The sequence below is a fragment of the Vagococcus elongatus genome, assembly GCF_003987645.1.
Lineage (GTDB): Bacteria > Bacillota > Bacilli > Lactobacillales > Vagococcaceae > Vagococcus_A > Vagococcus_A elongatus.
The window spans coordinates 1-26,634 of the sequence record NZ_NGKA01000028.1 but is presented as its reverse complement, the minus strand read 5'-3'; the positions used below and the strand labels follow the sequence as shown (position 1 = coordinate 26,634).

Annotated in this window: 20 protein-coding genes and 1 pseudogene; 4 read left to right on the top strand and 17 right to left on the bottom strand. The window is 34.2% G+C overall.

What is annotated here, in order from left to right; translation table 11 throughout:
- Positions 1 to 74 precede the first annotated feature (74 nt).
- Positions 75 to 755 carry an IS6-like element IS1216 family transposase gene (locus CBF29_RS12635; protein ID WP_001015311.1) on the top strand — a complete coding sequence of 227 codons (681 nt, stop codon included), beginning with the start codon at positions 75 to 77 and terminating at the stop codon, positions 753 to 755.
- A gap of 147 nt (positions 756 to 902) precedes the next feature.
- On the opposite strand, the gene gtfA is transcribed toward CBF29_RS12635, so the two are convergent.
- From gtfA to CBF29_RS12575, 12 genes are all read right to left on the bottom strand, one after another.
- Entirely contained in the window at positions 903 to 2,363 is a 1,461-nt protein-coding gene (gene gtfA / locus CBF29_RS12630) for a sucrose phosphorylase (protein ID WP_002335326.1), read from the bottom strand.
- On the bottom strand, positions 2,360 to 3,580 hold the full coding sequence (locus CBF29_RS12625; protein ID WP_002342361.1) for an alpha-amylase family glycosyl hydrolase: 1,221 nt from the start codon (positions 3,578 to 3,580) through the stop codon (positions 2,360 to 2,362). Before CBF29_RS12625 ends, gtfA begins: the two co-directional genes overlap by 4 nt.
- Positions 3,581 to 3,640: 60 nt before the next feature.
- Complete coding sequence (locus CBF29_RS12620; protein WP_002343072.1) at positions 3,641 to 5,824, bottom strand: alpha-galactosidase; 2,184 nt, start codon at positions 5,822 to 5,824, stop codon at positions 3,641 to 3,643.
- 39 nt (positions 5,825 to 5,863) lie between these two features.
- Entirely contained in the window at positions 5,864 to 6,694 is an 831-nt protein-coding gene (locus CBF29_RS12615; RefSeq protein WP_002343071.1) for a carbohydrate ABC transporter permease, read from the bottom strand.
- 11 nt (positions 6,695 to 6,705) lie between these two features.
- Positions 6,706 to 7,578, bottom strand: a complete 873-nt coding sequence (locus CBF29_RS12610; protein WP_002290370.1) for a carbohydrate ABC transporter permease — start codon at positions 7,576 to 7,578, stop codon at positions 6,706 to 6,708.
- 9 nt (positions 7,579 to 7,587) lie between these two features.
- Entirely contained in the window at positions 7,588 to 8,847 is a 1,260-nt protein-coding gene (locus CBF29_RS12605; RefSeq protein ID WP_126810066.1) for an extracellular solute-binding protein, read from the bottom strand.
- Positions 8,848 to 8,995: 148 nt separating this feature from the next.
- Positions 8,996 to 10,306, bottom strand: coding sequence for an alpha-glucosidase/alpha-galactosidase (melA, locus tag CBF29_RS12600; protein WP_126810065.1), 1,311 nt, complete (start codon positions 10,304 to 10,306; stop codon positions 8,996 to 8,998).
- A 31-nt stretch (positions 10,307 to 10,337) separates the two neighbouring features.
- Complete coding sequence (locus CBF29_RS12595; protein WP_118215784.1) at positions 10,338 to 11,162, bottom strand: carbohydrate ABC transporter permease; 825 nt, start codon at positions 11,160 to 11,162, stop codon at positions 10,338 to 10,340.
- Positions 11,163 to 11,177: 15 nt separating this feature from the next.
- Complete coding sequence (locus tag CBF29_RS12590; RefSeq protein WP_118215783.1) at positions 11,178 to 12,074, bottom strand: carbohydrate ABC transporter permease; 897 nt, start codon at positions 12,072 to 12,074, stop codon at positions 11,178 to 11,180.
- An 82-nt stretch (positions 12,075 to 12,156) separates the two neighbouring features.
- Entirely contained in the window at positions 12,157 to 13,422 is a 1,266-nt protein-coding gene (locus tag CBF29_RS12585) for an extracellular solute-binding protein (protein ID WP_118215782.1), read from the bottom strand.
- 141 nt (positions 13,423 to 13,563) lie between these two features.
- Positions 13,564 to 14,589: a LacI family DNA-binding transcriptional regulator gene (locus CBF29_RS12580; RefSeq protein ID WP_118215781.1), complete on the bottom strand. Its 1,026-nt coding sequence runs from the start codon at positions 14,587 to 14,589 to the stop codon at positions 13,564 to 13,566.
- Positions 14,590 to 14,833: 244 nt separating this feature from the next.
- Positions 14,834 to 15,370, bottom strand: coding sequence for a LacI family DNA-binding transcriptional regulator (locus tag CBF29_RS12575; RefSeq protein ID WP_245987390.1), 537 nt, complete (start codon positions 15,368 to 15,370; stop codon positions 14,834 to 14,836).
- A 97-nt stretch (positions 15,371 to 15,467) separates the two neighbouring features.
- Here CBF29_RS12575 and CBF29_RS12570 point away from each other — a divergent pair, with 97 nt between their 5' ends.
- Complete coding sequence (locus CBF29_RS12570; protein WP_001015311.1) at positions 15,468 to 16,148, top strand: IS6-like element IS1216 family transposase; 681 nt, start codon at positions 15,468 to 15,470, stop codon at positions 16,146 to 16,148.
- Between the two features lie 864 nt (positions 16,149 to 17,012).
- On the opposite strand, the gene CBF29_RS12555 is transcribed toward CBF29_RS12570, so the two are convergent.
- From CBF29_RS12555 to CBF29_RS12535, 5 genes are all read right to left on the bottom strand, one after another.
- Entirely contained in the window at positions 17,013 to 17,603 is a 591-nt protein-coding gene (locus CBF29_RS12555; RefSeq protein WP_126810067.1) for a site-specific integrase, read from the bottom strand.
- Between the two features lie 254 nt (positions 17,604 to 17,857).
- Entirely contained in the window at positions 17,858 to 22,243 is a 4,386-nt protein-coding gene (locus CBF29_RS12550; RefSeq protein WP_126810064.1) for an Eco57I restriction-modification methylase domain-containing protein, read from the bottom strand.
- A gap of 1 nt (position 22,244) precedes the next feature.
- On the bottom strand, positions 22,245 to 22,937 hold the full coding sequence (locus CBF29_RS12545) for an N-6 DNA methylase (protein ID WP_081117314.1): 693 nt from the start codon (positions 22,935 to 22,937) through the stop codon (positions 22,245 to 22,247).
- Positions 22,938 to 22,985: 48 nt separating this feature from the next.
- Positions 22,986 to 23,558, bottom strand: a complete 573-nt coding sequence (locus CBF29_RS14080; protein ID WP_081117315.1) for a DNA-binding protein — start codon at positions 23,556 to 23,558, stop codon at positions 22,986 to 22,988.
- Positions 23,551 to 24,747 (bottom strand): RepB family plasmid replication initiator protein, encoded by a 1,197-nt coding sequence (locus CBF29_RS12535; protein ID WP_013330756.1) that lies wholly within the window; start codon positions 24,745 to 24,747, stop codon positions 23,551 to 23,553. Before CBF29_RS12535 ends, CBF29_RS14080 begins: the two co-directional genes overlap by 8 nt.
- Before the next feature lie 892 nt (positions 24,748 to 25,639).
- Between CBF29_RS12535 and CBF29_RS12530 the strand changes: the two genes are divergently transcribed.
- Positions 25,640 to 25,903 (top strand): antitoxin epsilon, encoded by a 264-nt coding sequence (locus tag CBF29_RS12530; RefSeq protein ID WP_081117316.1) that lies wholly within the window; start codon positions 25,640 to 25,642, stop codon positions 25,901 to 25,903.
- A 544-nt stretch (positions 25,904 to 26,447) separates the two neighbouring features.
- Positions 26,448 to 26,634 (top strand): annotated as a pseudogene (locus CBF29_RS12525) (IS6 family transposase); the annotation flags it as partial.

Sequence of the window (26,634 nt, the reverse complement as noted above, 5' to 3'; positions counted from 1 at the left end):
GGTTCTGTTGCAAAGTTTTAAATCTACTATCAAATAAGGTAGAATAATAGAAAAAGATAGCAGGAGGAATGACGATGAATCATTTTAAAGGAAAGCAATTTCAGCAGGATGTGATTATTGTAGCCGTGGGCTACTATCTTCGTTATAACCTTAGCTATCGTGAAGTTCAAGAAATCTTATATGATCGTGGCATTAACGTTTCTCATACGACGATTTATCGTTGGGTGCAAGAATATGGCAAACTACTCTATCAAATTTGGAAAAAAAAAAATAAAAAATCCTTTTATTCATGGAAAATGGATGAAACGTACATCAAAATTAAAGGAAAATGGCATTATTTGTATCGAGCCATCGATGCAGATGGTTTAACCTTGGATATTTGGTTACGTAAAAAACGGGACACACAAGCAGCCTATGCTTTTCTTAAGCGGTTAGTGAAGCAGTTTGATGAACCGAAGGTTGTAGTCACAGATAAAGCCCCCTCTATTACAAGTGCCTTTAAGAAACTAAAAGAATACGGCTTTTATCAAGGGACAGAACATCGTACCATTAAATACCTGAATAATTTGATTGAACAAGACCATCGTCCAGTAAAGAGACGCAATAAATTCTATCGAAGTTTACGCACTGCCTCTACCACGATTAAAGGCATGGAAGCCATTCGAGGATTATATAAGAAAACCCGAAAAGAAGGCACTCTCTTCGGGTTTTCGGTCTGTACTGAAATCAAGGTATTATTGGGAATCCCAGCTTAAATCATAGATACCATAAGGGATTTTATTCTTTATTTAAAACTTTGCAACAGAACCGTTTTATACTTATCCATGTATGAGTCCTTTTTATTGGTCTTGGATAAGTCATCCAAGTGCTAGTATAAAGGATTTTTTGTTCTATGGAATAGGTTAAAATTTTAATGCAACACTAGTGAAAATTTTTATATCTTTAGACTCAATGATAAATTCTTTCGTATCCAAGTTAGCCGTTAATGTTGCACTATCACTACCGTTTTTATTTTTACGTGTAATCACTATTTCTGATTCTGATGGCGTTGCTACTTCAATCGTTCCATCCAAATCAAACGCCGCAGATTCATTTCTAAATTTTAAAAGTGCAAATAATTGTTGAATCACTGGCCGTTGCACTTCTTCTTCAATTTCGGCTAAATCATAGTAATGACGATTAATATTACGCCCTTCTTTCGTTGCTTCCAACAGTTCAATATCATTTTTTCCTGCTAATAACCCAACGTAATAAATTTGTGGAATCCCTGGCGCAAATACTTGAATCGCACGTGCTAACAGATAGCTACGGTCATTATCGCCTAATGCACTATAATAGGTGCTGTTAATTTGATAAATATCTAAATTATTGTAATTGGCACTTGAATAGACCTTCTTCACATTCGCCCCGACTTTATACAATTCCTCAGAGGTGTAATCCAATTCTTCATCTGTTAATAAATCACGAGCGTCCACAACACCAATTCCATCATGCGTATCCAATGTTGTAAACTGCTTCATCGGACTCATTTTCAACCAATTGGCTAAACGTTCTGATTTTCCACTATAAAGTGAATACAGAGTGACCATTGGCAAGGCGAAGTCATAGATATAATAATCATGATTGGCAATTTTCATTTGAATGGAATAATGCTCATGGATTTCTGGTAATAATTCGACGTCATATTTCGCTGCTTCTTGACGCACTTCGTCTAAAAGTTCCCAAATATCTGGTTCCACGAAGAAATCATTGGTATCTAATTTTTTAATCGCATAAGCAAACGCATCTAATCGAATTAAAGAACAGCCATGGTTCGCCATATCTTTGATGGTTTCTCGAATAAATTCTTTCACAACTTCTTTGGTCACATCTAAATCAATTTGTTCTTCCCCAAAGGTATTCCAAACCTCTTCTGTCGTACCATCCGCAAATTCTACCGTTTGAAACGGCGCTTTGTCTTTACGCTTGTAGATTAAATCAATATCTTCTTGTGTTGGTCGATTTTCTGGGAAAAATTCATGAATACGGATAAACATTTCTTTGTATGGTGACTGCTCATGGTTTTTTTTGAAATCTTGGAAAAATTTTGATTCACGAGAAATGTGATTAATCATAAAATCAAACATCAAATAATAATCTTCACCTAATGCTTCCACATCTTCCCATGTTCCAAGAGCTGGATCAACTGTCGTATAATCACTCGGCGCAAAGCCTCGATCACCTGTCGATGGAAAAAAAGGCAACAGATGTACACCACCAATAACACCTTGTAAATGTTTGTCTAAGACTTGTTTTAATTCGCCCATGTTTTTTCCTAAACTATCTGCATAGGTGATGAGCATTGCTTCGTTTTTAATTTTCATAATTGTCCTCCATAATTAGCTAATACAATACTTTCAAACGGTCGTAAACGCAATTTTCGACTTTGATCTAATAAAACATCTTCATAATTATTGATTAATACTTGTTGGTACTGTTCATCTACATAATATTCTTGTTCTGTTGCTGTAACGTTTAAGATAACTAATACGATTTTATCTTCTAATTGGCGTTCATAAAGCAAAATATGTTCATTTTTATCTTTCACTGGTAGAAATTGTCCGTAGATTAGCACGTCTTTGTATACACTATTTTTTCTTAATTTAATTAATTGATGATAATAATTGAATACCGACTGTTGATTGGTTAACTGAGCTTCTGCATTGAGTTCTGGATAATTAGGATTTACTTTTAACCATACATTATCAGAAGTTGAGAATCTGGCATTTTTTTGCGTATTCCATTGCATAGGTGTGCGAGAATTATCCCGACTTCGTTTATTGACAGCTTTCAATGCTTGCTCTGGTGCCAATCCATATTCTAATGCCCGTTTATACTGAGAATGCGTAGCTACATCATCAAAATCTTCTAATGATGCCATTTCTATGTTGGTCATTCCTAGTTCTTGTCCTTGATAAATAAAAGGGGTACCTCTTAGTAACATAAAAAGCGTCGCCAACATTTTTTTACTATAATCATTGATCCATTCTTCTGGAATATATTTATTAATTGAACGTGGTTGATCGTGGTTTTCTAAATATAAGGCGCCCCAACCTTTATCTTGCGTAACTAATTGATTCGTAAAAATATTGGTACGCATATCCGTCCATGTCCATTGGCTATCTTTAAACCATTCACCAGTTTCAGGTACATCAATATCCGTATAACTAAAATCAAAAACCATCGAATAATAGCCATCTTCACCAATATATTCATCTAAACGTTCATTAGGAACATCGGCTTCTGCTACCGTCATACTATTATGTGGTTTAAATGTCCGCTCTCTCATTTCTTTTAACCACACTTCAATGCCCGACTGATTAAGAATCCAGGGCCCAATGAAGGCTAACCCATCTTCTCCATCAGATTCAAAGATGCCATACTCTAGTTTTTTTTTGATGTTTAATATCGCATCGATTCTAAATCCGCCTAGTCCTTTATCTAACCAATAGTTAATCATTGCATAGATTTCTTCGCGTACTTCTTCATTTTCCCAATTCAAATCAGGCTGCTTTTTAGTAAATGCGTGTAAATAAAACATATTTTCTTCGTTTGGAATGAGTCTCTTTTGGTGTTGCACTTATATTGTAAATTCAAGCTACTATATCTGTTTCAAATAAAAGCGTTGTGTCGCATAATCACCATGTAGTTCTGAGTCAATATAAAAACCGAGATTCATCAATTCATCGCCAGCAAATGTTACATCTTCCATTTGATAAGTTGCTTCTTCTGCTAATCCTGCTAATTTCAATGTGACTAATGGATGCGCAGCTTCTGCTAATACTCGGAAATAAAAGACCATGGCTTCTGTTTGGTCTTTTGAGACAAACATCCATGCAGTATCATTGCCTTCAAACGGACTTTCCAAGCGATAAAAAGTTCCATATTGCAAAAGTTGGCGATGCTTTTTATAAAAGGCAACTTGTTCTTTAATTTCTGCTTTTTCTTCAGAAGTTAATTGCGTTAGATCTAGCTCATAACCAAAAACACCAGCCATCGCAGCATTGCCACGAATAGTTAAACTCGTTTCTCTTCCTGTTTGATGATTTGGGACTGCTGAAACATGCGCACCCATACTTGAAATTGGATACACTAAGCTGGTTCCATATTGAATTTTCAGACGAGCCACGGCATCGGTATTGTCGCTCGTCCAAGTTTGTGGCATGTAATACAAGAAACCTGCATCAAAACGACCGCCTCCACCCGAACAACTTTCAAATAAAATAGTTGGATAATTCGTTGTTAACTTTTCTAAAAATTCATATAACCCTAACATATAACGATGAGCCACTTCACCTTGCATCGTTGAGTCCAACAAGACAGAATAGACTTCTGTCATATTTCGATTCATATCCCACTTCACATAATCAATCGGTACACGATCAAAAATCGCCGTCATTTGTTGATAGATATTATCACGAACATCTTGTCTTGAAAAATCAAGAACATATTGATTTCGACTAATTGAGCGGTCACGACCTGGAATACCCAATGCCCAATCTGGATGTGCTCGAAATAGTTCACTATCTTCAGAAATCATTTCCGGTTCAAACCAAATCCCAAATTTCATCCCGTTATCATGCACTTGCTTGGCTAAATTTTCCAAACCACAAGCAAGTTTGCCTTCTGTTTCAACCCAATCACCTAATGAAGTGAAGTCATTTTCACGACCGCCAAACCAACCATCATCTAAAACAAACATTTCAATGCCCAAGTTCTTCGCATCATCGACAATATTCATGATTTTTTCTTCGTTAAAATCAAAATACGTTGCTTCCCAGTTGTTGATTAACGTGGGACGTTCTTGTAAACGATAGTTTCCACGAATTAAACGGTGATTATACAATTCATGATACGTCTGTGATAACGTATTCAGACCTTCATTACTATAAACCATCACGACTTCTGGCGTTTGAAATGAGTCGCCAGTTTTTAGTTGCCAACCAAAATTAAATGAATTAATTCCCATAATGACCCGTGTTTGGTCAAATGGATCTTTTTGAATCACCGTTTCGTGATTACCGCTATAAACTAAATTAAATCCATATGCCTCTCCTTGAAATTCATCTGTTTTGGCATCTACTAAAGCAACAAACGGATTTTGTTGATGGCTGCTTGATCCGCGTTTACTATCTAATACTTTTATCCCTGTATGAATTTTTTCTCTAGTCATTTGACGTTCTCTTGCCCAGGTACCATTTAAATGAATTAACTCGAGTGGACGATTTGAAAAATCAATTGATTGACTAGCTAAGCGGTTAATCTCCACTGTTTCATCACTATTATTTACTAATTGCGTAGAACGAATAATTACACTGTGATTTTGATAAATTGTGTAGAACAACTGTAAAGTCAATCCACTAATCGCGTCTTTCAATTGAATAATCAGCGTTTCAGCTTCATCATCATCTTCCGTATATAAGGCTGGCAATCCCGCTAAGCTGGGCTTTCCTTTTTGAATTTCGTAGCTATCATAACGAAAATCATTTACACGACTACCGTTTCCTAATTTAATATTATGCGCCGGTTCTCTAAAATCACCATGTCCATATCCTGGAAATTCTAATGGTAATGTATCTAAAGATAATAAACGATCTTGCGCATTTGCATTGTTGGGTGAGAAGGAACGATCTGTTCGGGGGTAGCGATACCCACCAGAATAGTGCGTAATCTTTTTTCCAAAATAAAGATGCGTTAAATAATTATTTTCTTCGATTCCTAATAGATAGCTAATTTTTTTATTTTGTAAATGAAATGTTTGTGTGTGATTGTCAAATATAATCATAAGTTTATGAACTCCTTTATAATGAGAATAATTTATTGGTTATTTCACTGCTCCATTGCTCATTCCAGCTATAATACTTCTTTGGAAAGCAAGATAAACTAGTGTAATCGTGACAATTCCTACTGTATAGGAAGCAAAACTTGGACCATAGTCGTTAAAATATTGTCCCGTATAATTATATTGAAACAATGGTAGTGTCCACATATTAGACTCACGATTTAAAATTAATAATGGTAGCATGAAATCATTCCAAAACCATAGAGCATTAAGAATAATAGTCGTCGCATGCATTGGTTTTAACATTGGGAAAACAATTTTGAAATAAGTTGTAAAGTGACTAGCCCCATCAATTTCAGCAGCCTCATCCAGACTGATAGGCACATTTAGTTTAATAAAACCAACATATAAAAATAGTGTCTGTGGTACGGCATAAGTGAGATAAAGTAAGATTAATCCCCACATATTTGCTAAACCAATTTTACTCATCATAACGGTAATCGGAATCATAATTACTTGGAAAGGAACAAAAATTCCTAAAATTAAAAATAAATACATCAATCCGTATGCTTTCCCACGAGTCATTTTTCTTGCTAGTGAATAAGCAGCCATAGGAATAATTGCTGTCACAGCAACTACTGCAATGATTGTGATGATTGCCGAATTCCAAAAGTAATGACCAATTCCATCCGCTAACAATCTTCGGAAATTTTCCAAAGTCGCTGGATTAGGAAAACGAAAGAAATTATTCATAATATCGGGTGTTGTTTTAAATGAACCGAATAGCGTTGAAACTAAGGGAACTAAAATCATGAAGCCCCCTAATAATAAAAGCAAGTATTTAGAAATATTTTTTTCTTTTGATGTTTTCATTGGGAAACCTCCTAGATTTCAAATTTTTTCGATAATTTTAATTGTGCCAGTGAAACAATCCCAATTAAGATAAATAAGACTAAAGCAATAGCATTCGCATAACCAAACTGATTGTTTTTAAAAGCATAATTATAAACTAGTAACCCCAAAGATGTTGTGGCATCGCTTGGTCCACCACCAGTTAAAGCAAAAATTTGATCAAATGCTGTTAAGCCACCTTTTAATGCCATAATAAATACCATTGAAATACTTGGTAATAAGTAGGTGATTTCAATATTCCAAAAAATTTGCTTATCATTCGCCCCATCCATTCTAGCAGCTTCAATAATTTCTTGTGGAATACTTTGAAAACCCGCTAAGAAAATGATGACTGGCATGGCAATTCCTTGCCAAAGTAAAACAAAAATTACTGCAAAAATCGCTCCCCATGTTGTTCCTAAAAGACTGGTTTGTAAAAATTCAATGCCTAACATACTACCAATTTTTGGTAAACCATAGTTAAAAATTTGTTTAAATACTAAAGAAACAACCACGCCCGATAAGACCGCTGGAAAAAAGAACCATGCTCTAAAGAATGTTTTCCCTTTAATATTTGCGTTCAACGCCCGCGCAATCAAAATACCAAAACCAATTTGTCCAGCAATCATGCAAAGCGTCACAATTAAAGTGAAGCCAATCGATTTGATAAACTTCGGATCAGAAAAAAGAATCTTATAATTGTTCAAACCCACAAAATCAAAATTATAAGTCAGACCAGTCCAATTAGTTAAACTGTAAAAAGCACCTTGAACCATTGGAAAGTAGAAAAAAATCATCTGCAAAATAATTGGAATTGCTACAAAAATGATTGCCCAGTAACGATTTAAAATTTCTTTTATTTTCATTTTATTTTCCTACCTTCCGTCAGCTTTCATTGGATTAAAGAAAGCATTTAATGCGTTAATCATGGCTTTTTGATTGCCATTGTGTAAATAATTTGTTGTTAAGGTATAAAAATCATTTTCACTATTCCAATCTTTGGCTAACCAAACTAAATGACGATCAGTAAAAGCAAGTTCAGTTAAACCACTTAATGGTGAATCCTGAGTATTCTCGATAACGCCCTCAACAGCACACGGTGCACCATCTACATCATAATATTTCTGCATCGCTTCAGGTGTTGTCATATATTCTACAAAACGTTTGGCTTCTTCTTTATGTTGAGAAGTTGCAGAAACTGATAAGGCTAGGTCTCCTGCGCCAATCGTTAGACTTTGACCTGCTTTATCTGCTGGAAAAGGAAAAGTTCCTACTTCAAAATCTGGATTTTGTGAATGAATCATCGGCATTGCCCATGAACCATTCGGCATAATCAACGCATCACCTTTTGTAAAAGTAACTACTGTATCGTTATAACCGGCACCTTGCCAGTTGTTTTGCAAAGCTTTTGGTTCTCTTAACAAATCTAATCGATTAAAATCTTTTTGCATTTCTTTGCTTTCAGCATTAATTCCATTAACTTCTGAGAAACGCCAAACATTGTTCGCTTCCTCTTCACCACCAGCAGCAGTCGCTAAAGCTAGTTGGTGATAACCATTTAAAGTCCAGCCTTCTGCTCCTGCAATCGCAAACGGTACTTTGTTTTGATCTTTAATCTCAGCTACTATTTTTTCAAATTCTGCCCAAGTTTCTGGTGCTTGAATCCCCATTTCCTCAAAAGCAGTTTTGTTATAGTAAAAACCATAGACATTAGCGGTTAATGGTATGCTATATACACGATCCTCAATAGCAAAACGTTGTGCATATCCATTTTTGATATTCTCTAAATACGGTTCTTCGGTTAAGTCCTCTAAATAACCAGCTTTCGCCCATTCTTTCAATTCTATACTTTGAGGATAAAGATTAATGACATCTGGTACATCGCCTGCAAGCATACGTGTTTTAATTACTTCACCAGCATTCGGTACATCCACAACTTTTACATGAATATCAGGGTTTTTTGCTTCAAAATCTTTAGCAATCTCCTGAATCGTTTGAGTCATTTCTTTTTTTTGATTAAAAAACTCTATTTCTACCTTACCGCTTGCATCTTCCTGATTTTTTCCACAAGCAGTCAAAGAGATCGTTGCTCCTAGTGCTATACAAGCTAAAATGATTTTTTTAGACCACTTCATTTTATGCTCCTCCTTATACAATTTGAATGCGTTTTCTTTTTTGTTAACACTAATGTAACTGTTTACTAGGTGTTTTGTCAATATTTTTACTAAATTTAACTAAGAAAAGAGTAAGGAATTGAAAATTCCTTACTCTTTCAGCTTCTTTTTAATTATATTCAGGTAAATAGTCCCCATGTGCTTCGATTAAATCATCCACTAAATTTTTGATATCTGTTAAAGACAATTCAGATGATAGATGTGGATCTAAATACGCTGCTTGATAAATTTTTGATTTATCTAGTGTTAAAGCGGCTTCTACTGTCAGTTCTTGAACATTGATATTCGTCCGATTTAAAGCAGCTAATTGTGTTGGCAATTCACCGACATAGGTTGGTTGCACGCCATTTTTATCGACTAAACAAGGTACTTCCACACAAACATCTGTCGGTAAGTTTGTGATTAAGCCTTTATTTAAGACATTTCCTGCAATTACTGAAGGAGTCCCCGTCATAATGGAATCCATGATATACGAAGCATATTCACGACTTCTTGTATGTGTTAACGCTCCATTATTAACAATATCTTCACGCATTGCTTCCCAGTCATTAATTTGTTGTTCACAACGGCGTAAATATTCATCTAATGGAATACCTAGTTCGTCAATCAATTCTGGATATTTGGATTTGATAAAGTATGGATGATATTCCGCATTATGTTCACTTGATTCCGTAATATAATAGCCAAAGTGTTTCAATAATTCAAAACGAACAGAATCTGGATGCGGATTTGGTTTTTCTGCAGCTAACTTACGAATCGTTGGATAGAAATCTTCACCGTTTTTCGTAATTTCCAATAAGAATGCCATATGATTAATACCGGCAATCTTCCATTGAAAGTCATTTAAGTCATATTGATCGGCTATTCCTAAATACTCAAACAATTCTGGTACACATACTTGAACACTATGACATAAACCAACTGTCTTAATACTCGTCGCTTTTAAAACACCCATTGTTAGCATCGCCATTGGATTTGTATAATTTAGCAACCAAGCATTTGGGCAAACTTCTTCCATTTCTTTAGCAAAATCTAGCATCACGGGTAATGTCCGTAAGGTTCTAAAAATCCCACCAATTCCCATTGTATCACCAATAGTTTGTCGTAAACCATATTTTTTAGGAATATCAAAGTCAATCACTGTCGACGGTTTATAACCACCTACTTGAATTGCATTGATAACAAAATCTGCCTCGCTTAAAGCTTCTTTGCGATCATGATAAGAAACAATCTCTGCACGGCTTTCATTCGAATTTTTATTAATATTTTTAAGCATTAATTCTGATTCCGTTAATCGTTTTTCATCAATATCGTACAATGCAATATGTGCATTTTGCAGACTTGGGGTTAACATCGCGTCACCTAATACGTTTTTAGCAAAAATAGTACTTCCTGCACCAATAAATGTAATTTTTGTCATGTAGTTGCTCTCCAATCACTAGTTAATCGTTTTATAATTTACCACCTGTCGTAGCAATTCCTTCAATGAATTTTCTTTGGAAAACAATAAATATCACAACCATTGGCCAAATTGCTAATAATGAACCTGCCATTAATTGTGGGAAGTTCGTGGCATATTGTCCTTGTAAGTTTGCTAAGCCCGAAGCTAAAGGCATCTTATCAATTGAAGTATTGACAATCAATGGCCACATTAAATCTTTAAATGCAAACAACGCTGTGAATATTCCAAGTGCAACCAATCCTGATTTAGCAAGCGGCAACATAATTTTGAAAAAGATAGTCCAAATATTAGCACCTTCTAAATAGGCCGCTTCCTCCAATTCATCAGGTAAGCCTAAGAAAAATTGTCTTAATAAAAATGTACCAAAAGCGCTAACTACTCCGGGTAATATTAATGCTGGGATTGTATTTAAAATACCCAATTTTTGTGCTAATAAATACTGCGGAGTAATAAAAATGGAACCAGGAATCATCATTTGGATAAGTACTAAGCTGAAAAAGACATTTTTCCCTGGAAAATTTAAACGCGCACAAGCATATGCAGCCATTGCTGAAAATAAAACCGAGCCAATCACTCGCCCAACAACCATCAAAAATGTATTGATATAAAAAGCCATGAATGGTAATAAATCAAGTACTTGTTGATAGTTACTTAGCTGAAATTTCTCAGGGAAAATTGTAGGTGGAATTTGAGTAGATTCAACCAACGTTTTTCCTGAAGTTAAAATCATCCAAATAAAAGGTAATGCCATTGCAATACCACCTAAAATAAGCATGGTATGAATTGGTACATTTGAAAAAAATTTGTTTTTCATAAGTTGATAGCCTCCTTAATAGTTTACCCACTTTTTCTGCAATTTCATTTGAATTGCAGTAATAATTAATATAATCACTAAAAGGAACATAACGATTGCCGAACCATATCCCTTGTCATTTAAAATAAATGAATGTTTATAGAATAAATAGGCTAATGATTGTGATTTAAACATGGCGGTACTATTAGGAGTAATCATCATAAAAATAACATCAAATACTTGGAAAGCATTGATAACTGTTGTTACAACTACAAAAAATAATGTTGGTGTAACTAATGGTAACGTAATGTTAAAAAACTGCTGGATTGGACTAGCACCATCAATCTCTGCTGCTTCATAATAGTCTTTAGGAATTTCTTGTAAGCCGGCTAATAATAACACCATGTTATAACCAATAGCACTCCAAACTCCTACAATGATAATAGAATAAATCGCAATCGATGGATCCGTTAACCATGCTGGTCCATCGATACCTATTTTAGCCAACATGTTATTAATCAGTCCATAATCATTATTGAACATCCAGCGCCAAATCATTGCGACTGCTGATGGTGCAGCAACGACTGGTAGAAAATAAATTGTCCGATAAATCGACAATCCCTTAACTTTTCTATTCATTAAAACTGCCACCAATAAGGATAATACAACAATACTAGGTATCGAAACCACTGCATAAATTAACGTGTTTAATAAAGACTGAAAAACTTCACCGTCTGCAAACATTTTTTGGTAATTTCTTAATCCAACCCATTCAGTATCACCGAACCCCACCGTTTTTTGAAAACTTAAAATTGCTGTTTGAATTGCTGGCCATATATTTAATAAAATTAATCCTAATGCCGTTGGAAAAATAAAAATATAGCCCCATATCACTTGATCTTTACGATATTTTCCAAAAATTCGATTTTTCATAATATCCTCCTTTTTGGTATTCATCCATTAATATACAGACGAAACAGAATCCTTTCGCCTGTATATTGTATAATTAACTAATTTAATTTCCGCTCAATATCGCATTGACTTCTTTTTCAATTTGAGCAGTTCCATCTTCAACAGTTACTTCACCAGACAGAATACGGTTGATAATTTGAACTTCTGCTTGTTCAGCTCGTAATCCATCTTTATTGTATGGACGAGGGACTCCATACTCCAACATTTTTCCAAAAGCACTCAAATCAATTGTATCTGAAGAAGCAGCCCACTCGTCTTCAAAGCCTTTTAGCGCTGGGATTGATGCACCCGTTTCCGCTTGGATTTTATTGGCATCTTCACTAGCTAAAAATGCCATTAGTTTTTTCACTTCTTCTGGATGTTTTGTATTCGCACTAGCAGCCCAACCAAGTCCATTTGTAATTGTTGCATTAACTTTTCCCTTAGGTAACACAGCAGAAGCAGCATTTTCAACTAGATAGTCATTTTTCAAAAATCCCGGTGCAAACCAGTTCCCTTCAATCATCATTGCTAATCTACCTGATTGAAAACGACTTAACTTATCAGGATCTTGTAATTCTGTAATTGTTGGTGAAGCATGATCAACAAGTGCAATATCTCGATAAAAAGCTAAAGCTTCTTGTGCTTCTGGGGTATTCAAACCTGATTTTGTATTGTCATCAGTAAATACTTCTCCTCCATTTTGATAAATAAATGGCCAGTAACCAGTCTCTGTCCCAATATGTGATGCAAAACCATAGATGCCTTTTGATTCATCTGTTAAATCAGTCGCAGCTTGTCTGAGTGTTTCCCATGTCCATGTTTCATCTGGATAATCGACACCGGCGTTATCAAATAATTCTTTGTTGTACCATAGTCCCACTACAGAAGCATCTTTAGGGATTGCGTATAGTTCGTCTTCAAGTGTATAGAAATCAGCAATTCCTTCAGTAAAGTTTCCCATGTCAATATCATTTTCTTTGATAACATCATCAAGTCCCATCAAAGCATTCTGTGACATATATTTATAGGATTCGCTAGAGTGCATAGTTACTACATCTGGCATATTTCCTCCCGTTGTTGCCGCTTCTAATTTAACCCAATATTGATCCCAAGGCGTTGTCTCCATTTCTACTTTGATATCAGGATTTTGTTTTTCAAATTCATCTAACATTTTCCTTAATCCTGGAGCTTGGTCAGTATCCCAACTTGCATAGCTTAAAGTTACTTGCCCGTCTTTAGAATTGCTATCTCCCCCACCACATGCCGCGAGTAATGTCCCAGTTACAATAGCAAACCCTGTTAAAGCTATTTTTTTGAAGTGTTTCATCTTAATTCCTCCTGTTTTGAATGCGTTTTCTTTTGTTAACAACATTATAACTGTTCACTTAGTGTTTTGTCAATATTTTTGTTTACTAAAAATATTAGTAAACAAAAAAGTAAACACCCAAAAATTCGGATGTTTACTTTTTTAATCGATATTTTTTTCACTTTCTCTAACAATAATATTGTTAGAAACAATCACTTTGATTGGAACTTTTCTAACTTCTTTTATTCGTTCATTAACCATACGAACTGCTAGTTTTCCAATTTCTTCTGTATTCACATTCACTGTATTTAATGCCGGTGTTAAAAATTCAGCAACTTCAATATTATCAAAACTCACAATCGAAATATCTTCTGGAATATGTAGACCATTTTTTTGAAGTGAACGATAAACCCCCACAGCAATAGGATCATTTCCTACCATGATAGCAGTCGGCAACTTATCTTTAGCATGTTTTTTCAAAAGTAAATCTGCTGCCTGCATTCCGTCAAGTGTGGTCCAGCCTTCTAAATAAATTTGACTATATTTTTCTAATCCTTTTTGTTTCATCCACGTCTCATAGGCTATTTTTCGATAATCATCATCTGACACGTGTTTATTTCCTTGGCTATCTAAACGAACACGTCCTCCTCCGATAAACGCAATGTTTCGGTGTCCTTTTTTATACAATCGATCTAAATGCTGATTCGTTGCTTTTGTTAAATCAGTATAAACTGCATCTACTTCAGCTTCAATACTAGGGTCATCAATCACTACGACATTCGAATTAATTGCTGATACTTCTTCAATCACAGAAGATAGCACCTGCCCAATAATCAACACACCTTGACATTTTAGCAAATCGTCTTGCTCCAACGGTGTTTCTGACAAACGAATAATTTTCTTCAAATTGACTTTGCTTTGTTCTGCTTCGACTTGAATCCCTCTGCGAATCGTTCGAAAATAGGGATCTTCCAACTCATCTACTTCAGAAACTGTCGTTATTAATGCAATATTTGTTAAATTTTTTGCAACGGGACTTTTTTTGACATAATGATAAAAATTAACCGATTCTGCAATCTTTCGTTTGGTTTCATCGGTTACTGAAAGTGTCGGATCCTCATTTAGCACGCGCGATACTGTTGCAATGGACACACCCGCCCGTTTTGCAACATCCCTAATTCCTACCATAATAGCTCCTCTTTTCATATTTGAAAGTGTTTACTAAAATATAATCATACATTTTGAAAATAAGCAAATTTCGTTAAAAATAGGCACTGTAATCATAATTAAAAACAAGAAAAAATATCCGAACAATTTAGAGTAAATAATGCTAATTCTAGTGAATTTGCGACGAGGAACTGCTAGATCACAGTTCATTCTCTCTATCGTTCGGATATTTTATTGTTAACTATACTTATTTCACAGAGCTTTTTTATTTGATTTTGTGAACAGAGTCTCGAGAAATCAATTCTCCCTCTAATAGTAGTACTTGATTTTTTATTTCTTCTTGTTTGGCCAGTCCAATCAGTTGGTGAAAAGCAATCGCCCCCTTGTTACCTGGATTTAGTCGTATTGTTGTCAACGCAGGATCCATTAATTCTGCAAAAGTAATATCATCAAATCCAATAATCGATAATTGTTCCATCACTCGTTTATTCTTATTTTTTAAAAATTTTACTAATTTAGCCGCTAAATAATCTCCAGTAACAACAATTGCAGTAAATTCAGCTAATTCTTGATAAATTCGCTCAAATTCAGAGTTGTTATATATCCAATGCGATTTAAAGGTTAAATGATATTTCTTTAATGTATCGATATAAGCTTGATGTCGTTCTTGAATAACACTTGGTTCACCTACAATGTAGTCAAAAGAAAGAAACGCTATTTTCTCATGACCATAATGAATCAAATGTTCCACTGCCAATGTACTAGCTTGGTAATCATTTGTATTTACAAATAAACGATTCATTTGTTGTTCAAGTTCTCTTAATGGGTTCTGTTGCAAAGTTTTAAATCTACTATCAGATAAGGTAGAATAATAGAAAAAGATAGCAGGAGGAATGACGATGAATCATTTTAAAGGAAAGCAATTTCAGCAGGATGTGATTATTGTAGCCGTGGGCTATTATCTTCGTTATAACCTTAGCTATCGTGAAGTTCAAGAAATCTTATATGATCGTGGCATTAACGTTTCTCATACGACGATTTATCGTTGGGTGCAAGAATATGGCAAACTACTCTATCAAATTTGGAAAAAAAAAAATAAAAAATCCTTTTATTCATGGAAAATGGATGAAACGTACATCAAAATTAAAGGAAAATGGCATTATTTGTATCGAGCCATCGATGCAGATGGTTTAACCTTGGATATTTGGTTACGTAAAAAACGGGACACACAAGCAGCCTATGCTTTTCTTAAGCGGTTAGTGAAGCAGTTTGATGAACCGAAGGTTGTAGTCACAGATAAAGCCCCCTCTATTACAAGTGCCTTTAAGAAACTAAAAGAATACGGCTTTTATCAAGGGACAGAACATCGTACCATTAAATACCTGAATAATTTGATTGAACAAGACCATCGTCCAGTAAAGAGACGCAATAAATTCTATCGAAGTTTACGCACTGCCTCTACCACGATTAAAGGCATGGAAGCCATTCGAGGATTATATAAGAAAACCCGAAAAGAAGGCACTCTCTTCGGGTTTTCGGTCTGTACTGAAATCAAGGTATTATTGGGAATCCCAGCTTAAATCATAGATACCGTAAGGGATTTTATTCTTTATTTAAAACTTTGCAACAGAACCACTTCTTATATAGGTTTTTAGGGTTTAGTATGACATCAATTTATTTGATGTGTAAGTGCGCCTTTGGGATTTTCTTTGGGTTTTTTTCATTGCCATTTTTAAAGCAATGCGCACTTACACATCACTCTAAAAACGAGTGATGTAATGGCTAAAAAACGTGTATCAGAAGTTGCTTATCGCAACAACAAAATTTCATGATAGTAGCGTCTCTTAAATAAGTGAGTCTTTGTTTCAATTTGTGATACATTTTTCTGATCCATCAAGAACTTCCTCAAAGATAAAATGCCTCAGCGCTCATTAGTCAATCGCCCTTTGTCATTGATTTTGTAATAAGTATTGCGCCCTATTCGGTTACAATTATTATAACAAAATATCAAATATAAACCCATAAATACTGCAAGCTATCACATTGTAATACAAAGCACTTCGTTCTTGTATTACAATGTGGCTTGAAAAGGGGGAAGTTTCACTTTCCCCTTTTATCCCCTTTGGATGGTGTCGATTTGCTTTAGGCAAACGCCAATTGCCCATTTTATAAAAATAAAATAGGCAAAATATATTTTTTTTGTCATACAAAAAGAAGAAAAAAAGAGACGATTTTCGTCTTCCGAAATCGTCCCTCTTTTTTCTAAAACCATGGATGAACGAACCAAAAATCTCTCGAATTTTGGTTGTTCATCCACTAAACATATAAGAACAGGATTGCTTCATTCAATCCTGTTCTTACAAGTCAAAAGCATTGAATAGTCCTCGTACAATTCAACAAAAAAAGTAGTCGTTTTTGGACGACTACTAAGTTCTAAACATTCATTACCCAAAATCAATTTGGTCTAACATCGTTTCTCGACTAGCTTGATCTAATCCAAGATACGTTAAGGTCATAGCTTCACTTGAATGGTTTAATAAATGCATAACTAAGCCAATATTATAGTTTGACTGCGTATAGACCCGGTAAGCGCCTGTTTTACGCATGGTATGCGTTCCTAGATAGTTAATTCCTAAAAGATCACCAACTCGTGCCATAATCTTATAAAACTGTTTCTCGGTAATATGACGATCAGGACGAGAGGTTGATGGAAATAGCCACTCCGAATTGAGATTTTGTTGGACCAGCCAATCATGATAAATCAATAAATCTTGTTGTACAGGTTTTAAATACAAAGTATTCGCTTTACCTGTCTTTTGATCATGAATAAATGCAGTTTGTTTGACTGTTCCATCCGAATTAAAGACATCTGTTTTCTTTAGTTTCATGACGTCGCTAACTCTCAACAAGGTCGCTTTCCCCACTTGGAATATCGTATAGTTACGACGTCCAGCACGAAAGCTATCAAGGAGTGTATCTTGAACCATTTTTAAGATGTTTGAATCTTTGATGGGTAGAACGATTTGTTGAACCACGAACGTACTCCTTTCTAAAAATAATCTATTCAATTTTTTGTCGAGTTTTCATTTTAGCTCTACTATATCAAGGTCTATTATATCATTAAGCAAAAAAACAACCCCTATAATCTAATCATAAGATTATAGGGATTGTTTTAACAGTATTTACGAGGGGTTATTATCTAATTATAGCCCCCACATATCTAGTTATTAAGTATAAATTGTCTATAGTCTTGCCATAATGATCGATAAAATAAAATGTATTTGGTATATTAATCCATCTGTCTAACTTTACCCTCAATAAAATCAATATCATCTTGAGATAATTTATATTTTTTATAGAGCTGTTGGTCAATTTCTGGGATTGATTTTGTCCAGTTGATGTCAGAATTACTATTAAATTCTTGAAGTGGTACAAATTTCCATTTATCCCTCGGATTATCTTGAGTAACTTTAAGTACCCCTAATAAAGCACGTGCAAATTTTGATTTAATATATTTTAATGCATTATGTGCTTCTTCTTCGTTATCAAAAGCACCAATAGAAATAAATGTTTCAGTAAAAGCAACAAATGGTTCAAGAACTAAAGGAGCCCCTATCATCATTGATGGTTTGTCTTCCTGTAATCCTGTTCCATTAGCTTTCGGTAAAACAACTTTGAATTTAGTGTAATCAGGTGTATGAGTTATATATCTTGTATCTACCCAAAAATACTCTCTATTTTTATCCAATAATCCCAGTACTTTAGTATATTTTCTTCCATCATTAGGTTTATCTTTAAAAAAGATTATGTTTTCTAATTTACTGAAAACTCCGGTTCCAACATCGTTTTTATGTCCCCTTGATTGAATCTCTTCAATTTCAGGATGTTCGTTATGAGCTGTTTGTGTCAATTTATACACCCCGCGCCCCGAAATAATACTATCTAACGTATCATTACCATTGATTTTTAATTTCTTAATAATTGAATTAAGTTCAGAAAAGTTTGTCATGATACCTATTGGTTCAAAGTTTTTATTTTTATCCCAATAGGTAACTACAATAGATCCAAAATTTGTATTTGGGAAAATATTATAACTTACATTTTCAAAATAAACTATTTTTAAATGATTATCATTAATCATTTTATGATTCCAATCTTCTGGAGTTGCACCTGCATTAAATAGAAAACGAGCAGGAGTAATCAACACTGCCTTATCAGAAATGGTATAAGCAAGATCCATGAATTTATGATAAATTGGTGGTTTTTGCCTGCTATCTCCGATACTTTTTTCTTGATATGGGGGATTTCCTATCACTACATCAAATTTCATTACATTCAGTCCTTTTTGTATTTCATTTAAGGTTTTATCCATATTTGATTTGAGTTTTTGATCAATTTCTTCTACATATAAAATATTAGTCGTCCAATCATTATATCCTGCTAACGTACGCTGCGTGATAGTCTTGGCCATAGGTGTCTTAGCAATGACGTAAATATTTTCTCTCAATATTTCTTGTATTATTTTATCTTCATCAATCTTGCTGAATCTTCCTGCTCGATCATCGTTTAGCTTATTTCGTTTTTGATAAAACAATGAACTTGCTACATAGAGAGGATATAGCCCTGTTTTAGAATTAATTTCAAGAATTTTAGTATTCGGTTTAAATACTTCTTTTGTGATCTCTGTATCAACCCAAGTGATCGAATCTTGCCCGTTCAATGTAGTGTTTTCAAAGTTTTCATCAAAATAACGTAATCCGCCAATTGTTTTAGAAAGCTGTAGATTAACAACTCTCCATGGGGTCAAAACAGTTTCTTTATCTGGGTTTTTAAATGTTCCAAAAAGTTCTGCAATTTTCTCTGCTCTTTCTGTGTACTCTAGATCATCATAAGACTGAGCCCTCTGTCGGATAATTCTTCCTGCCTCGACAAAAACCTCTGGATCATAATACTTTGCGAACCGCTTAAAATCAGACTTTTTAATGCCTTTTGGCATAAACTCTTCCCATGAAATGCTATCAACGTGATTGACAAATTCATCGATTCCCATTTCCTTATCAACCTCAATAGGCATACCATAAATCATCATCGGAATTCGTATGGAAATTCCACGCAAAATTGAAATCATTGTTTTGCGTTGTTTTTTAGCTTGTTTGACTTTTTCAATAATTTCTTTTTCTTCTGTAGTTCGTTCTCGAGGCTTCTTTTTCTGAGCTTTTTCTCCTTTTTCATACTCTTCATCCGTTAATCCATTGACGTTTATTTCAACTTTCTTTGGTAGTCCTGATAGGTTAGTTTTTCCAACAATTTCTTTCAAGTTATTAAAATCATTCAAATCTGCTTCATCAAGTGTAAGTAATTCATCATTGTAAAGTGAATCGTCTTCAAATCCTGAACGAACAGCTTTTTCCGCATAAACTTTTTTGAGTTGGGTAAGCATTCTATCAACATTAAAAACTTTCATACCATGGTCTGTTTGACCCAAAATAGGCATGAAATTCAGTAATTGTGTCATAGCTTCTTTTTGTTGTAATGTATTTTTCTTACCTACACCGGAATTAATTTGTGCGCTTTCAGCCATCACAGTAAGTGCACGATCTGGAGCAAAATCAAAAATATAACAATTCTTCTTCATTCCAAGCTTTTCATGCGAAAATGGAGTTTGAGCTCGAAATGCAGCTTGAAGATAATTCATAGCGCTATTAGTATTTGAAAGGAAAAGGACCGCAGTCCACTCAGGAATATTAACCCCCGTTGTCAGTTTACGAACAGTAAGCGTAATGGTTTTACTCTGACTCGGATCTCCTATTGCTTGTCGAACCTTATCCAAATCGCCCTCTGTTGCGACTTCGTTGCTATCTGATTTATCATCTTTAACAACATTAACAATTTTGTATTCCTTTCCAAAAATCTGATGTTCATTAAGTAATTTTTCAAAAGCGTTCGCTTCTTTAACTCCAGGTAATAGCCATAATGTATGCCGTAATTCATTACGGTATTGCTTAGTTGAAAATGGGTAATTAGTGCTACTATCTTGATTAGTAATATTATCTAAGAATGCATTAATATCATGTTTATGAACAAACTCATTATTTTCATTCACTCGGAAAAACTCACGGAAATTAAACGATTTTGAATTATCCGAAAAGCGTTCTTTATTTTTCATATCAAACGTAAACATATTAACTTTTGGTAATGATTCATATGGATTTTTCTCTGTAGGGTGTTCTAATGAATAACGAATTTTCGCCGATTGTTCCATTGTGTAATCCCATGTATAAACAGATTCCTCACTGTACTGATCTTGAATATTGAACGGAGTTCCGCTCAATGACAAAATTTTTGTGTTGTCTTTTTCAAGTGATTTCAATACATTATCTGCAAGCTCAGTCTGTGTCCCTTCATGTGCTTCGTCAATGATAATTAAATCCCAATCAACATCAGTAAATTCTCTTAAATTTACTTTTCCTCCGCCATACCGGAGCTTTTGAATAGACACAAAATAAATAAATGGAGTGTTTCCTGATTTCAAATCTTTTAACTTAAACTGCGTATCTTCTGATCCATAGCGATAGCCTTCCTCTGCCATCTTCATCTTTCCAAAATCCTCAAACCATGAATCAGAAACTACAGGTCGATGTGTCATAATCAAAACTTTGGTATATTTTTGTTTTTTTATAAGTTCTAAGGATGTCAACGTTTTTCCAAATCGCATTTTGGCATTCCATAGCATTTTTTTATTTTTTTTGAAATTTTTTCGAGTTTTTTCTACCGCTAATGATTGTTCTGGGCGAAGTGTAATATGATCGTCAGCATTTGTACTTCCAACACTATCAAGTGCAGATTGCCCTTCTTTTACTGCTTTAATTGCTGACTTTGCTGTTTCTACATCTGTTTCAAACCATTCGGATCCATCTAGGAATTCGGGACGCTTTATTCCTGAACGTTTCAGTACTTCATGAACATCATGATCATGAAACCACGTTTTGGTTGATTTTTTCCATGCTAATTCGACCCATTCAAGGACAAATTTAATCCCTGAAGTTTTCATATATTGATTGATTCTTTTTGCGCCTACTGTTCTTAAAAATTCGCTGTTTGGAGACCAATCAACTTCAAAATCATCATCAGGAGCTGTAGCTTCTCCTATTTTTTGTGCATCCTTATAAGCTGGAAACATTCCAGAGGTGTTATCGGCTGTTTGAATATAAATTAATTTACGCTCTGCTGTTTGATAGAGTTTCTCAGCTTGTGGCTCTAAGAAATCTAAATATGCTGTTTTAATATCAATTTCAAAATAATGATTCATATACCAAACTAAAATTATAAAAATTTTATGGAGTGCTTGTTTAGCGTTTTCCTGTGTAGCACTACGGCTATTTAGATTGTGCGCTGAATCATTTCCTAGACGTTTAATTTCATAAAATGATTCAATTATAAATTGATCAATTGAATCATTTTTAAGTTCACGTAAAACATCATTAAAACTAGAGCGTTCTGATAATACAATATGTTCTTTTATTGCAATTTCATTGGCAGTATTCTCAGCTAATTTCCTGACTTTTGTAAGCGTACCTTCATAATCTTTTTCCGTATAATTTTTTTCAGCAAAGTTAGCCGTTTGAAATAATTCAGCTGTTTCTAGTTCTAAAGTTAAAAATTCAAAATTTGACATATCATCCCTCTCCCAACTTATATATTTTCTTAATATCTATTATGACTGAATCATCCTTTTTCTCTTTGTTTTCTTCATCAAACATTTCAAAATCAAATAAACTAAGTTGGCCTTCTGAGATTCCTTTTTCTAACACTTCTTCATTTTCAAATAAACTTGAAAATGTGAACTCAATTTTTTCCACTTTACTACTAGAACCTTTAACTTTTTTCCATTCATTAAACATAATCGGGATATCATAATCAGGGTGCTTCTTAGTTAACGTATTTCCTCGGACGATATTTCTACGTATGATATACATAGCAGACTTATATAGATCTGTTGTACTGTGAAGTTTTTCTTGAAAAATTTCTTCATACCAATTTAGATAATGGATTAACATACGAGAGCGAGCTATTTCTAAGTTATCTGCTAAAAACTCAATTCCATAAATAGAACTCAACGCAAACAATGATTTTGTCCCCCAATGCCCCTCACTGAATTGTTCAGTGACAACTTTCAATTTACGTTCTAAAATAGCCACTAAGAAATTTCCATCTCCAGCAGCAGGTTCTAAAAAGGTAGCATCTATATTTTCGCAAGCTTGCTTAATCCCCTCAACATCTAACATTTTTTTTACCATCCATTGAGGGGTAAACACTTCTCCATGTTGTTGGACACGTTCTTTTGATTTAATTAATTTTTCGTCGTCCACAATATTCCTCCAGTCTTACTAAAAAAATTTAGTTATCCTTATATACTTTCACATTCTTCCAAAATGCCACCATTTTTTATTTTTTTTCTCGGGTTCTTCTTTTATTTCATTTATGTCCTTAGATGGGTGTGCCTCCGGATCTTTTTCATCTTCTCGTACTGGTAACATCAAAGATTTTAATTCCTTAATTTCTTCTTTATATTCTTCAAGTAATTTTTTATCTTGTAAGGCTAAACGTTGTTGCTGGTCTAACAAATTAGTTAGTTTTTCTATTTGTTGGTCTTTGCTACTTATTTGTTGGTCTTTGGTAGATATGATTTTATCCTTGTCTATTTTCAAATACTCAACTTCTTTGATTAATCTATTGATAAAGGGATTATCTAATTTTTCATCTTCAAAATTTTCTTTGCTACTTATTTGTTGGTCTTTTGTATTTGATTTGCTACCACTTTCTACTTTACCTAAAATTATTTTTTCTGCTTTAGAATTTATTAGATTAGACCCATTGGAACTTTTAAGCTGTAATTCTTTTGGTAACCTTTGGTAGTGATATTGAATATTTTGTTTTGTAACACTCAACTCATCCGCCAGCTCTTTGATCGTTTTTAAATTTTCACTCATGGATTTCTCCTTTACCTCTACCTCGAACACTTGCACGTTCTGGTTGTTCAAGGTCTTGCAATTTTACAGTTGGCAGGTATTGTTCAATTGCTTTTTTTAGATACTTAGCTATATTACGTTTTGAATAGGCTTCTTGTTTAGCTCTCACATAAGAGAGGTGGTCTTTGACCCCATTCAACCCTCGTAAGGCTTTCAGCTCGTCATAGAGAGGGTACACGTGCGCCTGCAATCCTGCCATAAGTGACGTATCGGTCATTTCATAAGGACTTAATAACATATTATCCAACAATAACCGTGTGTACTTGCTTTCCATTGCCTGCTTAACTAGAACCGCTTCGCTTTGTTCTTTTTGCTTTTTATCTACTTGAAAAGCCGTATCTTCCAACTTGTAGCTGTTATCGTCCGCTCGGCGTTTCTTCTCAATATGAAAAACAATAGAATCAATCGAACGTCCTTTTTTGACTTTCTCATAAGACACGTTAAAGGATGTATGGGCGTTGATTTCTTCAATGGCATTTTTTAATACACGGTTTTCAAAACTTTGAAAACGTGTATATTCATTAATCGTATCAGTGATTTCTCGCAACTCTTTCACTGTGATTGAGGGGTTGCGGTAGGCTTCCACTTGCTCGGCTCTCCGTCCACCTTTAACACTATAATGCTCGTACTGGCTATAATTCATAGCTAACCAACGATATAAGATAAGACTGTACTTGCTATTAAGTTCTTTCAATTCAGAGATTTTATACTGTGTAAATTCTGCCTTTAAATCAATCAGATAAGGCATAATAAATTGATTAAATTGTATCATTACATCATCATTGTAGCTGTTCCATTTAACAGTTGGTATTGGGACGATACTTGTCATTTCATACCCTTTATTTTTTTCTTCTTTAATTTGAAAAAAAGCTTGTTTCTGCATATACTCAATCGCTTCTTTAAAACGAGTATGTTTACTTGCTGAAGATACATCAAAAAAAGAAAATAATTCTTTTTTTGAAAGATAGATTATATTATCTTTGGGCGGATTTTCTGTATCAATGCAAGACACGGCTAATTCAAACATTTTTAAAGCGGTCTTTTGCATTTTAGCGATTGAAGTGATCAAGCTATTATGCTCGACCACTTTACGTTTTTCGATTTCATTCAAGGTATACACCTGCTTTTGATTTTCTGATATAATAGACATAGAAATACTCCTTTGTGAGTGTTTTGTGATTAAGCATAGAGAAGTGATTTAGACGTCAATTTTCTCTATGCTTTCATTATACAAATATATAGCAACTTAATCAAGTTTTTGTTGCTATATACATCGTTTTTTGTTGCTATATACATCGTTTTTTGTTGCTATATACATCGTTTTTTGTTGCTATAAAAATCTGTCCTTCCTTGCTACCACTGACTTTTTTTCCACGCAAAAGAAACAAAAGAATAAAATATATAAGATAAATGTAATATAGGCTTCGCCTTTTTTTTATTTTTTTCAAAAATGTAAAAATAAAGGTCAAAGTCATCAAAAAAGGAGTGAGCGAAAACCACGCTCACATTTTACTTGCAGCGTTCACTTCGTTCACTCGCTAAAAGAAAAGATCAAAACCACTTTTAGGAATTTATTGGATTCCCTCTAATTGCTCATATAAGCTGTTTTAACTGTTTGACTAGCTAAATCCTCATATCACGCAATCAAGCGTCTTACAGACGGTCAGGGCAAGCCCTAACAACCCAAAAGCAGAATTAGAACAAAAACCCCCTTAAAACTAAAAATAGAGCTTTGTGGAGCATGTTACTTTTTTATTTACAGGATTCCTTTTGAATAAACTAGCGCACCCAAAAAGAAGTAAGCACCCTAAAATTAGGTTAAAATCAATTTAAACACTAATTTCAAGCTGATACAGGCTTTTTAAAAGTAAAGAGCATAAATTACACCTAAAGCTCATAAAACGCCTTAGAACGCATTTTATGAGCTTTAAAAATGATTTGCTTTTTATTCGCACGTTTATTTTTGATTAAACAAGCGAAGTCTGTTTAATTAAAAGTAAATGTTTAGTTGAGCAAAGCGAAACCAGAAGGGAGCAAACAACATGACATTAGATTACAGAAAAACATTTGAAATTGAGATAATCAATGAATTTCAATCAGCGATTCACTCAAAAATGTTGAACTATGTTTTAAATAATGAACTCGATAAAAGCGATTCTACAAACCTACAAACAAATTTGCTAAATCAATTATCAAACATGAATCAAATTAATTTATTTAAATTATCTCTTGAAGAACTAGAAGCCTATCATGAATATTTACGATCAATAAAGAAATACGCCGACAGTATCACACGAACAACGTGAGTTTTAACAAACACGCTTGACGATAAAACTGAATGTAAATTATGTTTTATAGCACAATTACCACTAAATGAAATTTAGGGGTATAAGTGCGCCCTTAAAAATAAGGGGTGCGTTTCTACAAAGTTAATTTGAAAAATATTCCCTTAGTGATTTTTACTAAGGGCGCACTTATACGCACCAAATAAATTTTGTGCGTTCCGTTGCTAAAATCAAACGTAAAACGTGTTTGATTTTCGTCAGGCGTGTTGGATAAAATTCGCTACGCTCATGTAAATAAAAACGTTATAAAGTATTATAGCGAGCTTAGTAAGTGTATATCCACTTACGGTAAAAAGTAATCATCTTCCACTCGGTCACACCTAAAATTTACATTTTAGTTTGTTCCTCGTTTCAGACGATTCTTTTTATTTTTGGGGCGCTGCCCCAATCCCCATATTATATTTTTTGTTGGTACCAAAGGCAACTTCTTAGGTTCTGTTGCAAAGTTTTAAATCTACTATCAAATAAGGTAGAATAATAGAAAAAGATAGCAGGAGGAATGACGATGAATCATTTTAAAGGAAAGCAATTTCAGCAGGATGTGATTATTGTAGCCGTGGGCTACTATCTTCGTTATAACCTTAGCTATCGTGAAGTTCAAGAAATCTTATATGATCGTGGCATTAACGTTTCTCATACGACGATTTATCGTTGGGTGCAAGAATATGGCAAACTACTCTATCAAATTTGGA

Excerpts from the sequence above, each read along its gene's own strand:
- CBF29_RS12635 (WP_001015311.1), top strand. The coding sequence starts at position 75 with ATGAATCATTTTAAAGGAAAGCAATTTCAGCAGGATGTGATTATTGTA.
- gtfA (WP_002335326.1), bottom strand. The coding sequence starts at position 2,363 with ATGAAAATTAAAAACGAAGCAATGCTCATCACCTATGCAGATAGTTTA.
- CBF29_RS12625 (WP_002342361.1), bottom strand. The coding sequence starts at position 3,580 with ATGTTTTATTTACACGCATTTACTAAAAAGCAGCCTGATTTGAATTGG.
- CBF29_RS12620 (WP_002343072.1), bottom strand. The coding sequence starts at position 5,824 with ATGATTATATTTGACAATCACACACAAACATTTCATTTACAAAATAAA.
- CBF29_RS12615 (WP_002343071.1), bottom strand. The coding sequence starts at position 6,694 with ATGAAAACATCAAAAGAAAAAAATATTTCTAAATACTTGCTTTTATTA.
- CBF29_RS12610 (WP_002290370.1), bottom strand. The coding sequence starts at position 7,578 with ATGAAAATAAAAGAAATTTTAAATCGTTACTGGGCAATCATTTTTGTA.
- CBF29_RS12605 (WP_126810066.1), bottom strand. The coding sequence starts at position 8,847 with ATGAAGTGGTCTAAAAAAATCATTTTAGCTTGTATAGCACTAGGAGCA.
- melA (WP_126810065.1), bottom strand. The coding sequence starts at position 10,306 with ATGACAAAAATTACATTTATTGGTGCAGGAAGTACTATTTTTGCTAAA.
- CBF29_RS12595 (WP_118215784.1), bottom strand. The coding sequence starts at position 11,162 with ATGAAAAACAAATTTTTTTCAAATGTACCAATTCATACCATGCTTATT.
- CBF29_RS12590 (WP_118215783.1), bottom strand. The coding sequence starts at position 12,074 with ATGAAAAATCGAATTTTTGGAAAATATCGTAAAGATCAAGTGATATGG.
- CBF29_RS12585 (WP_118215782.1), bottom strand. The coding sequence starts at position 13,422 with ATGAAACACTTCAAAAAAATAGCTTTAACAGGGTTTGCTATTGTAACT.
- CBF29_RS12580 (WP_118215781.1), bottom strand. The coding sequence starts at position 14,589 with ATGGTAGGAATTAGGGATGTTGCAAAACGGGCGGGTGTGTCCATTGCA.
- CBF29_RS12575 (WP_245987390.1), bottom strand. The coding sequence starts at position 15,370 with ATGAATCGTTTATTTGTAAATACAAATGATTACCAAGCTAGTACATTG.
- CBF29_RS12570 (WP_001015311.1), top strand. The coding sequence starts at position 15,468 with ATGAATCATTTTAAAGGAAAGCAATTTCAGCAGGATGTGATTATTGTA.
- CBF29_RS12550 (WP_126810064.1), bottom strand. The coding sequence starts at position 22,243 with ATGTCAAATTTTGAATTTTTAACTTTAGAACTAGAAACAGCTGAATTA.
- CBF29_RS14080 (WP_081117315.1), bottom strand. The coding sequence starts at position 23,558 with ATGAGTGAAAATTTAAAAACGATCAAAGAGCTGGCGGATGAGTTGAGT.
- CBF29_RS12535 (WP_013330756.1), bottom strand. The coding sequence starts at position 24,747 with ATGTCTATTATATCAGAAAATCAAAAGCAGGTGTATACCTTGAATGAA.
- CBF29_RS12530 (WP_081117316.1), top strand. The coding sequence starts at position 25,640 with ATGACATTAGATTACAGAAAAACATTTGAAATTGAGATAATCAATGAA.